Annotated in this window: 7 protein-coding genes and 1 pseudogene; all 8 read left to right on the top strand. The window is 68.2% G+C overall.

Annotation, left to right across the window (positions count from 1 at the left end; all coding sequences use genetic code 11):
- Window positions 1-93: 93 nt before the first annotated feature.
- Window positions 94-305, top strand: a pseudogene (locus ACMUOO_RS14830) (serine dehydratase beta chain); the annotation flags it as partial.
- A 371-nt stretch (window positions 306-676) separates the two neighbouring features.
- Window positions 677-2,068, top strand: coding sequence for an aspartate aminotransferase family protein (locus ACMUOO_RS14835; protein WP_413855670.1), 1,392 nt, complete (start codon window positions 677-679; stop codon window positions 2,066-2,068).
- A gap of 154 nt (window positions 2,069-2,222) precedes the next feature.
- The gene (locus ACMUOO_RS14840) at window positions 2,223-3,701 is read left to right on the top strand and encodes a PLP-dependent aminotransferase family protein (protein ID WP_301919900.1); all 1,479 of its coding nucleotides are present in this window, start codon (window positions 2,223-2,225) and stop codon (window positions 3,699-3,701) included.
- Window positions 3,702-3,772: 71 nt separating this feature from the next.
- Complete coding sequence (gene xsc, locus ACMUOO_RS14845; protein WP_413855671.1) at window positions 3,773-5,548, top strand: sulfoacetaldehyde acetyltransferase; 1,776 nt, start codon at window positions 3,773-3,775, stop codon at window positions 5,546-5,548.
- On the top strand, window positions 5,548-6,294 hold the full coding sequence (locus tag ACMUOO_RS14850; protein WP_301919902.1) for a sulfite exporter TauE/SafE family protein: 747 nt from the start codon (window positions 5,548-5,550) through the stop codon (window positions 6,292-6,294). The genes xsc and ACMUOO_RS14850 overlap by 1 nt, the downstream gene beginning before the upstream one ends.
- A 1-nt stretch (window position 6,295) precedes the next feature.
- Window positions 6,296-7,441 carry an acetate/propionate family kinase gene (locus ACMUOO_RS14855; RefSeq protein WP_301919903.1) on the top strand — a complete coding sequence of 382 codons (1,146 nt, stop codon included), beginning with the start codon at window positions 6,296-6,298 and terminating at the stop codon, window positions 7,439-7,441.
- Between the two features lie 79 nt (window positions 7,442-7,520).
- Window positions 7,521-10,304: a molybdopterin oxidoreductase family protein gene (locus ACMUOO_RS14860; protein ID WP_301919904.1), complete on the top strand. Its 2,784-nt coding sequence runs from the start codon at window positions 7,521-7,523 to the stop codon at window positions 10,302-10,304.
- Window positions 10,301-10,707, top strand: a 407-nt coding sequence (locus ACMUOO_RS14865; RefSeq protein ID WP_413855672.1) for a 4Fe-4S dicluster domain-containing protein, incomplete at its 3' end; no start/stop codon positions are given. The genes ACMUOO_RS14860 and ACMUOO_RS14865, both read left to right, overlap by 4 nt.

The raw sequence follows: 10,707 nt of genomic DNA on the forward strand, positions 1-10,707 counted from the left end.
GCCGATGGAAAGCTATGTCGAGGCGGCCGAGTGACGGCCTGACGATTGCGGGCGGCCTCGCGGGGTCGCCCGTAGCCGGGTACGGGAAGGAGCATGTTCCTGTCGGTATTCGACGGCTTCAAGATCGGCATCGGGCCGTCGTCGTCGCACACGATCGGGCCGATGGTCGCCGCCGCGCGGTTCCTCGACGACCTGCGTGCCGACCAGCCCGCAACCCGGCCGCGCGCCTGCATCCGAGGGCCAGCCTGCACGGCTCCCTGGCCTTCACCGGCCGTGGCCATGTCACCGACCGCGCCGCCTTCCTTGCGCCCCCGTGCACATACGAGGCGGCTGACGGCCGCGCCGCTTCGGGCGGTGGACCGTGACAGCGGCTCTTGGGGGTCCCGGCGCGGAGGGACCCATGCCGCCGCGGCGTCGGCGCAGCGCTGATCGGTCGCGTCCCAAGCGCGCGATCGCGCGGTGCCAGTCATCCGTGGCCACGCCGCCCTCTGTCCGTCGCCAACAGACCCGCCTGGCAGCGAAGTTCCGCTCTGGACCTATTGCCGCGACCGCTCTGGCCCTACGGCAGCGCGGACATTCGTGGTGTTCTGGCGCGGAATGGCATTCCGTCGCGCGGCGGGGTGCGGCATGATATGCGCCGGACATTCCCGGGGCATCCCAGACACGAGGCAATCCGATGACCAACGCGCTCTATTCCAACGACATTTCCGAGGTGGTCGAGGCCGATCGCGCCCACCTCTGGCATCACCTGATCCAGCACAAGCAGTTCGAGACCGTGGACCCCCGCGTCATGGTCGAGGGCAAGGGGATCCGGATCTGGGACGCGAAGGGCAAGGAATACATCGACGCCGTCTCGGGCGGGGTCTGGACGGTGAACGTGGGCTACGGACGCGAATCCATCGCCAAGGCGGTCTATCACCAACTCGTCAAGATGAACTACTTCGCCAATTCCGCCGGTTCCATCCCCGGGTCGATCTTCGCCAAGATGCTGATCGAGAAGATGCCGGGGATGTCCCGCGTCTACTACACCAATTCCGGATCGGAGGCGAACGAGAAGGCCTTCAAGATGATCCGCCAGATCGCGCACAAGCGGTACGGCGGCAAGAAGCACAAGATCCTCTTCCGCGACCGCGACTACCATGGCGGCACGCTCGCCACCATGTCGGCGGGCGGCCAGGACGAGCGGGTCATGCAGTACGGGCCGCTCGCACCGGGCTTCGTGCGGGTGCCGCACTGCCTCGAATACCGCAAGCACGAGCTCGACGGCGCGCCCGACGCGAATTTCGGCGAATGGGCCGCCGACCAGATCGAGAAGGTGATCCTGCGCGAAGGCCCCGACACCGTGGGCGGGCTCTGCCTCGAGCCGGTGACGGCGGGCGGTGGCGTCATCACCCCGCCGGAAGGCTACTGGGAACGGGTGCAGGAAATCTGCCGGAAGTACGACATCCTTCTGCACATCGACGAGGTCGTCTGCGGCGTGGGCCGCACCGGCACCTGGTTCGGCTACCAGCACTACGGCATCAAGCCCGATTTCGTGACGATGGCAAAGGGCGTGGCCTCGGGCTATGCCGCCATCGCCTGCTGCGTGACGACCGAGGCCGTCTTCGAGATGTTCAAGGACGATGCCGCCGACCCGATGAACTACTTCCGCGACATCTCCACTTTCGGTGGCTGCACGGCCGGACCGGCGGCGGCGATCGAGAACATGCGGATCATCGAGGACGAGGGGCTTCTGGCCAACACGGTCAGGATGGGCGAGAGGACCATGGCGAACCTCGCGGCGCTGATGGAAAAGCACCGCGTCGTCGGCGACGTGCGCGGCAAGGGGCTCTTCTGCGGCGCCGAACTGGTTGTCGACCGGCAGACGAAGGAGCCGGTGGACGAGAAGAAGGTACAGGCGGTCGTCGCCGATTGCGCCGCGCAGGGCGTGATCATCGGCGCCTCCAACCGCTCGATCCCGGGGCGGAACAACGTCCTCTGCCTCTCGCCCGCGCTCATCGCCACGGCGGACGACATCGACGCGATCACCGGGGCGATCGACAAGGCGCTGACCAAGGTCTTTTCCTGAGGCTTTCGCCCCGGACACGGGGCGACAGGGTGGGGGCGCTGCCCCCACGACCCCGGGGTGCCCGAGCATCGAAGAAGCAGCGGGCGCGGCTTGACGGCGGCGCCCGTTTCCGCATTGATGCGTGAGTCCAGATGCAGGCGCGTTAGGTCCAGTGATGGCGATTCCTGCCGAAGCCTTCCACCTTGAACCCGGCGCCGCGGGCACGCTCCAGCAGCAGATCCAGGAGATGGTGGCGGGCGGAATCCTGCGTGGCCGGTTCCGGCCCGGCGAAAAGATGCCGTCGAGCCGGGGGCTCGCCCGGCATCTCGGCGTGAGCCGGATCACGGTGACGCTCGCCTATACCGAGCTTGTCGCGGGCGACTACCTCACGGCGCGCGGACGGTCGGGCTATTACGTATCGGAAAGCGCGCCGTCTCCTCCGGGCTTCGAGATCGCCGCGGGCGAGGGGCGGGACAGCGTGGACTGGGCGCGCGCGACAGGGGGGCGGTTTTCGGCCCACGACCTGCCGGTCAAGCCGCGCGACTGGCACGCCTATCGCTATCCCTTCATCTACGGCCAGGCGGATGCCACGCTTTTCGACCATCAGAACTGGCGCCAGTGCGCGCTGCGGGCGCTCGGCCGGCGGGACTTCCAGTCGCTGACCGACGACTTCTACGAGGACGACGACCCTTTGCTGGTGGAATACATCGCCCGCGCCATCCTGCCGCGGCGGGGGATTGTTGCCCGGCCCGGCGAGGTTCTCCTGACGATGGGGGCGCAGAACGCGCTCTGGATCGCGGCGGCAGTGCTTCTTGGCCCCGGGCGCGTGGCGGCGGTGGAGAATCCCTGCTACCCGGGTCTTCGGATGATCCTCCGCCAGCAAGGGGTCGAGGTGCGCGCGGTGGATGTCGACCCGGGCGGCCTGCCGCCCGAGGCGGTGCCGGAGGGCGTGGCGGCCGTCTTTACCACGGCGAGCCACCAGTGCCCGACCAACGCGACGATGCCGCTCGAGCGGCGCCTGGCCCTGCTGGAGCGGGCGGGGCGCGACGATTTCCTGATCGTCGAGGATGATTACGAGTTCGAGATGTCGTTCCTGAAGCCTGCCGCGCCAGCGCTGAAGTCTCTCGACCGCGAGGGGCGGGTGATCCACATCGGGTCCTTCTCCAAGTCGCTCTTCCCGGGGCTCCGGCTCGGTTATCTCGTCGCGCCCGAGGGCTTCATCCGCGAGGCCCGCGCGCTTCGCGCGGCGATGCTGCGCCATCCGCCGGGACATATCCAGCGCACGGTCGCCTATTTCCTTGCGCTCGGGCACTACGACGCGCTGATCAACCGGCTGAACGCGGCCTACAAGCGGCGGCGCACGGTGATGGACGAGGCGATCCGCGACCAGGGGCTGGAGGTCGCGGGGCAGGGCGGTTTCGGCGGGTCGAGCTTCTGGATGCGTTCCGCGGGCGTGGATACCGTCGCGCTGTCGCTCAAGCTGCGCGAGAGGGGCGTGCTGATCGAGCCGGGGCGGCCCTTCTTCGCCCCGGGCACCGCGCCGGGCGACACCTACCGGCTCGCCTATTCCTCGATCGCGCAGAACAGGATCGCCGAGGGGGTCGCGTTGATCGCCGAAGCAATCCGCGAAACTGGCCCTAGCCGGCCGGTCTGACTGGCCCTACTTTGCGGCGCGACCGCCGGGTAACTTTTCGCTGGCACGGGGAATGACCAGGGAGAAGCGCAATGAAGATGACGACGGAAGAAGCCTTCGTGAAGGTGCTGCAACGGCACGGGATCGAACACGCCTTCGGAATCATCGGCTCGGCCTTCATGCCGATCTCGGATTACTTCCCGAAGGCGGGGATCACCTTCTGGGACGTGGCGCATGAATGCAACGGCGGCTACATGGCCGACGGCTTCACCCGCACCACCGGCAAGATGGCGATGATCATCGCCCAGAACGGCCCCGGCATCACCAACTTCGTCACCGCCGTGAAGACCGCCTACTGGAACCACACGCCGATGCTGCTGGTCACGCCGCAGGCCGCGAACCGGACCATCGGGCAGGGCGGCTTCCAGGAGGTGGAGCAGATGGCCGCCTTCAAGGACATGGTCGCCTATCAGGAAGAGGTGCGCGACCCTTCCCGCATCGCCGAGGTGCTGAACCGCGTCATCACCAAGGGCAAGCGGCTGTCGGCGCCGGTCCAGATCAACGTGCCGCGCGACTACTGGACGCAGGTGATCGACGTCGAACTGCCCGCCATCGTCGATTTCGAACGGCCCGCGGGCGGTGAGGATGCCATCGCCGAGGCGGCGAAGCTGCTCTCCGGCGCGAAATTCCCGGTCATCCTCAACGGCGCGGGCGTGGTCCTCGGCGGCGCGATCCCGGCCTCGCAGGCTTTGGCGGAAAGGCTGGACGCGCCGGTCTGCTGCAACTACCAGCACAACGACGCCTTCCCGGGCTCGCATCCTCTCTTTGCCGGCCCCTTGGGCTACAACGGGTCGAAGGCGGCGATGGAACTGATCGCCAGGGCCGACGTGGTGCTGGCGCTCGGCACAAGGCTCAACCCGTTCTCGACGCTGCCGGGCTATGGCATCGACTACTGGCCGAAGGCGGCGAAGCTGATCCAGGTCGACATCAACCCCGACCGGATCGGGCTGACGAAGCCGGTGGCGGTCGGCATCGTCGGCGATGCGAAGGAGGTGGCCGGGGCGATCCTCGCACAGCTTGGCGACCATGCCGGAGACGCCGGAAGATCGGATCGCAAGGCACTGATCGCCAAGACGAAATCGGCCTGGGCGCAGGAACTGACCTCGATGGATCACGAGGCGGACGATCCCGGCACCACTTGGAACGACCGCGCGCGGAAGGCCAAGCCGGACTGGATGTCGCCCCGCATGGCCTGGCGCGCGATCCAGTCGGCGCTGCCGAAGGAGGCGATCATCTCCTCCGACATCGGCAACAACTGCGCCATCGGCAATGCCTACCCCTCGTTCGAAGCGGGGCGCAAATACCTCGCCCCCGGCCTCTTCGGCCCCTGCGGCTACGGCTTCCCGGCCATCGTGGGCGCAAAGATCGGCAACCCGGACACACCTGTCGTGGGCTTCGCCGGGGACGGTGCGTTCGGGATATCCATGAACGAGATGGTGGCGATCGGGCGCAAGGAATGGCCGGCGATCACCATGGTTGTCTTGCGCAACTACCAATGGGGGGCGGAAAAGCGGAACACGACGCTCTGGTATGCCGACAACTTCGTCGGCACCGAACTGAACGAGGGCGTGAGCTATGCCGGCATCGCGCAGGCCTGCGGGCTGAAGGGCGTTCAGGCGAAGACGATGGCGGAGCTGACGGCTGCACTGACCCAAGCGCTGAAGGACCAGAAGGCTGGCAAGACCACCTTCATCGAGGCGCTTCTGAACCAGGAACTGGGCGAGCCCTTCCGCCGCGACGCGATGAAGAAGCCGGTGGAGGTCGCGGGCATCGACCGCGCCGACATGCGTCCCCAGAAAGGCGCGTGATGGCGCTGCCCTTCGGCCTGTCGCCGGGGGCGGCTGCCTTCCTCGCCTTCGCGGTCTTCGCGGCGGCCTTCGTGCGCGGTTATTCCGGCTTCGGCTTTGCGGCACTCGTCGTCTCGGCCACGAGCCTGGTGACAAGCCCGCTTCATGCCGTGCCCGTGGTCATCATCTGCGACATCCTGATGACCGTGCAGCAGGTGCCGGGAATCTGGGGGCGGATCGACTGGCGACGCGTCGCCTACCTCACCCTCGGCACGCTGCCGGGTGTGCCGCTCGGCGTGGCCGTCCTTTCCGGGATCGGCACCGACATGGCCCGTGCCGTCATCGCGGGCTTCGTCCTTCTGATGTGCGCGGGGCTCTGGGCGGGCTGGAGCCTGCCGGGGCGCGTGGGCGGGGCGGGCCATGCGGGTACCGGCTTTCTCTCGGGCTTCGCGAACGGGGCGGGCGTCGGCGGCCTTCCGGTCGCCGTCTTCGTCGCGGCGCAGCCGGTGGCGGCTGCGGTGTTCCGGGCGACGCTGGTCGCCTATTTCACGCTCATGGACCTCTGGTCGCTGCCGGTCATGGCGCGGGCGGGCATGATCGAGGCGGACACCGGCCGTGCCGTCCTCTTCGCGGCGCCCATCATGGTTCTCGGCCTCTGGCTCGGCAGCCGGCATTTCCTGAACGCTGAACCGGCGAGCTTCCGCCGCTTCGCGATCCTCCTTCTCGCCGGGCTTTCGGTGCTCGGCCTTGCGAAATCGGTGATGTGAGATGAGGGATGCCCCGATCCTCGTCGTCAACGCCGGGTCCTCCTCGGTCAAGGTGGCACTCTTCGGCGCTGGCGACGGGGCGCTTCTGACGCTGAGCGTCTCCGAGGTGGGTGGCGAGGCGCGGCTGAGGATCGGCGCCGACGAAGGCCCCTGCGCGGCCGCCGACCACGAGGCGGCGATCGGGCTCATCCTCGACGCCTGCGAGGCGCGCGGCTTTCCTGTCGCGCGGCTTGCCGGCACCGGCCACCGGGTCGTGCACGGAGGGCAGGGCCTGACCGAGCCGGTGATCCTCGACGACGCGGCAATTGCCGCGATCGAGGCCTGCGTGCCGATCGCGCCCCTGCACAACCCCGCGAACCTCGCGGCGATCCGGGCGATGCGCCGCCGCGCGCCAGGGCTGCCGCAGGTTGCCGTCTTCGACACCGCCTTTCATGCGACCAACCCCGAAGTTGCCGTGCGTTATGCGCTGCCGGATTCCGAGACCGCGAAGGGCCTGCGCCGCTACGGCTTTCACGGCATTTCCTACGCCAGCCTGACGGAGAGGCTGCCGGGTCTCCTCGGCGGCCCACTCCCGGCGCGGCTTCTCGCCTTCCACCTCGGCAACGGCGCTTCGCTCTGCGCGATCCGCGAGGGGCGGTCGGTCGCCTCGTCGATGGGCTATTCGCCGCTCGACGGGCTCACGATGGGCACGCGCACCGGGCAGATCGACGGCAACGCCGTCTTGCGCCTCGCCGAGGATCACGGGATCGCCGGTGCCGCGCGCATCCTCAACCGTGAAAGCGGGCTCCTGGCGCTGGGCGGGGCATCCGACATGCGCGCGCTCCACGCGGCCGGAACCGAGCAGGCCCGGTTCGCCATTGCGCATTTCTGCTACTGGGCGGTGCGGCACGCGGGCTCAGCCGTTGCGGCGATGGGTGGGCTCGACGCGGTCGCCTTCACCGGCGGCATCGGCGAGAACGACGCCGAGGTCAGGGCGCGCATATGCGAGGGACTCGGCTTTCTCGGCGTGACCGTGGACGCGGCGGCGAATGCCGGGAACGCGCTCCGCATCGATGCCGGAGGCGCGGTCGCCGTCGCCATCGTGCCGGCCGCCGAAGAGGCCTGGATCGCGGCCGTGACGCGCCGGCTGACCGGGAGCGGGCGATGATCGCACGGCGGAACAGCGGACTTGCCTTGCGGGGCGGGGGCGGACAAGGTTCGCATTAGGGGCGGGATCGGGGAACGACATGGGCCTTCAGGAGCCACGGATCGAAACGTCGCCGCGTGTCTCGGACGAGGTCCGCAAGACCACCTGCTACATGTGCGCCTGCCGTTGCGGCATCGACGTGCACCTGAAATCCGGCAGGGTCGTCTATATCGACGGCAACCGCGACCACCCCGTGAACCGGGGCGTCCTCTGCGCCAAGGGGGCATCCGGCATCATGCAGGTGACGTCGCCCGCGCGGCTTCGCGCGCCCCTGCGCCGGGTGGGGCCGAGGGGATCGGGTGCCTTCGAGGAAATCACCTGGGACGAGGCGCTGGAGATCGCGGTCGACTGGCTGAAACCCCTGCGCGAGACGGCGCCCGAAAGGCTCGCGTTCTTCACCGGCCGCGACCAGTCGCAGTCGTTCACGAGCCTCTGGGCCCAAAGCTTCGGCACGCCCAATTACGCGGCGCATGGCGGCTTCTGCTCGGTCAACATGGCGGCGGCGGGCATCTACACGATGGGCGGCGCCTTCTGGGAGTTCGGCGCCCCGGACTGGGAGCGCACGAAGCTCTTCGTTCTTTTCGGCGTGGCGGAGGACCATGACTCGAACCCCATCAAGATCGGCATCGGCAAGCTGAAGGCGCGGGGCGCGCGGGTGATCGGGGTGAACCCGATCCGCACCGGCTACAATGCCGTGGCGGATGACTGGTACGGGATCACACCGGGCACCGACGGCCTTCTGATCCTGTCGCTGGTTCACGAGATCCTGAAAGCCGGGAAGGTCGACCTCGATTACCTCGCCCGCTGGACGAACGCGCCCTGCCTCGTCGGCGAGGACGGGCTTCTGCTCCGCGACGCGGAGGGCCGGCTTCTCGTCATCGACCGGGCGACGGGCGCGCCCGCGCCCTTCGACGCCGGGGGCGTGCGCCCGGACCTCGGCGCAAGCTGGCAGGGCTGCCGGACGGTGTTCCGGCACCTCGCGGAGCGCTACCTGTCGGAAGACTATGCGCCCGAGGCTGTGGCCAGCCGCACGGGCATTTCCGCAAGCCGGATCAAGGGTCTGGCGGCCGAGATTGCGGCGGCGTTCGACGCGCCGGTGGTCCTCCCGCGGCCGTGGACGGACTTTCGCGGCGAGCGCCACGAGACCATGGTCGGCCGGCCTGTGTCGTTTCATGCGATGCGGGGGATTTCGGCGCATTCCAACGGCTTCCAGACTGCCCGCGCGCTCCATCTCCTGCAGATTCTCCTCGGCGCGGTCGAAACGCCCGGCAGCTTCCGTTTCAAGCCGCCCTATCCGAAACCCTTCGATGCGCACCCGACCCCGCATTGCGACTGCGTGCCGGGCAAGCCTCTCGGCGGCCCGCACCTCGGCTTTCCGCGCGGGCCGGAAGATCTCGCGCTGAAGGCCGATGGCAGCCCGGCGCGGATCGACAAGGCGTTTTCGTGGGAAAACCCGCTTTCGGTGCACGGGCTGATGCACATGGTCATTCCCAATGCCCATGCCGGCGATCCCTACCGGATCGACACGCTGATGCTCTACATGGCGAACATGGCGTGGAATTCCTCGATGAACACCGCCGCCGTGATGGAGATGCTGACCGACCGCGACGAGAAGGGCGAATACCGTATCCCGCGGATCATCTATTCGGACGCCTATGCCTCCGAGATGGTCGCCTATGCCGACCTTGTCCTGCCTGACACGACCTATCTGGAGCGGCACGATTGCATCTCGCTTCTCGACCGGCCGATCTGCGAACCCGACGCGGCGGCGGATGCGATCCGCTGGCCGGTGGTGGCGCCCGACCGCGAGGTGCGGGGCTTTCAGTCGGTGCTCGTGGACCTCGCCAACCGGCTCGGCCTGCCGGGGTTCGTGGATGAGGAAGGCCGCGCAAAGTACCAGGATTACGCCGATTACATGGTCCATCACGAACGGCGCCTGGGGGTCGGCCCGCTGATGGGCTGGCGCGGCGACGGCAGCGAGACGGGGCGCGGCGCTCCAAACCCCGACCAGATTGACCGCTATGTCGCGAACGGCGGCTTCTGCGTGGAACATGTGCCGGAGGAAGCCGCCTTCTTCAAGCCGTGGAACGCCGCGTATCAGGATTGGGCCGTAAACCTCGGGTTTTACGATAAACCCTTGCCCTACCTCTTCTCGCTCTGGGTGGAGCCCCTGCAACGGTTCCGCCTTGCGGCCGAAGGCCATGGGACGCGCCAGCCGCCGGCGCATCTGCGCGACCGGCTCCGGCAGGCAATGGACCCGCTGCCGGTCTGGTACGAGCCCTTCGGCGAGGTTGCGGGCGAGGACTATCCGGTCCATGCGCTGACCCAGCGGCCGATGGCCATGTATCACTCCTGGGGGTCGCAGAACGTGTGGCTGAGGCAGATCCACGGGGAGAACCCGCTCTATGTTCCGACGAATATCTGGGAGGAGCAGGGGTTCGAGGAAGGTGATTGGGCGCGCGTCACCTCGCCCTCGGGCGAGATCGTCGTGCCGGTGGCACACATGGCCGCGTTGAACGACGGCACCGTCTGGACCTGGAACGCGATCGGCAAGAGGAAGGGCGCCTGGGCCCTCGATCCTGCGGCGCCTGAGGCGACGAAAGGATTTCTTCTCAACCACTTGATCTGCGAACTTATGCCTGAGCGGGGGGACGGCCTCAGATGGTCGAACTCCGACCCCGTGACCGGGCAGGCCGCGTGGTTCGATCTCCGGGTGCGCATCGAGCGCGCCGCGCCACGCGCCGCGTCGGAGCCCGGGTTGGAGCCTCTCGCCTCTCCCGTTCCGCCCGCGCCGAGGCACCGGCCCTGGAGGGAGAGTCCATGACCGCGCTTCCTCCGCCGCCTGCGAAGAAACTGGGCCTCGTGATCGACCTCGACACCTGCGTCGGCTGCCACGCCTGCGTGACCGCCTGCAAGGGCTGGAATGACCAGGGCTACGGAGTGCCGCTTTCCGATCAGAATGCTTACGGATCAGAGCCTTCCGGAACGTTCCTTAACCGGGTCCACGGCTACGAGGTGGTGTCTGGCGGCGGCCCGGCCGAGATCGTGAACTTCCCCCGGTCCTGCCTGCATTGCGACAACGCGCCCTGTGTGACGGTCTGCCCGACCGGCGCCAGCTACAAGCGGGCCGAGGACGGGATCGTCCTTGTCAACGAGGACGCCTGCATCGGCTGCGGGCTCTGCGCCTGGGCCTGCCCCTACGGTGCGCGCGAACTCGACGCGCAGGC

This window comes from Albidovulum sp., from assembly GCF_041919395.1.
Taxonomy (GTDB): domain Bacteria; phylum Pseudomonadota; class Alphaproteobacteria; order Rhodobacterales; family Rhodobacteraceae; genus Albidovulum.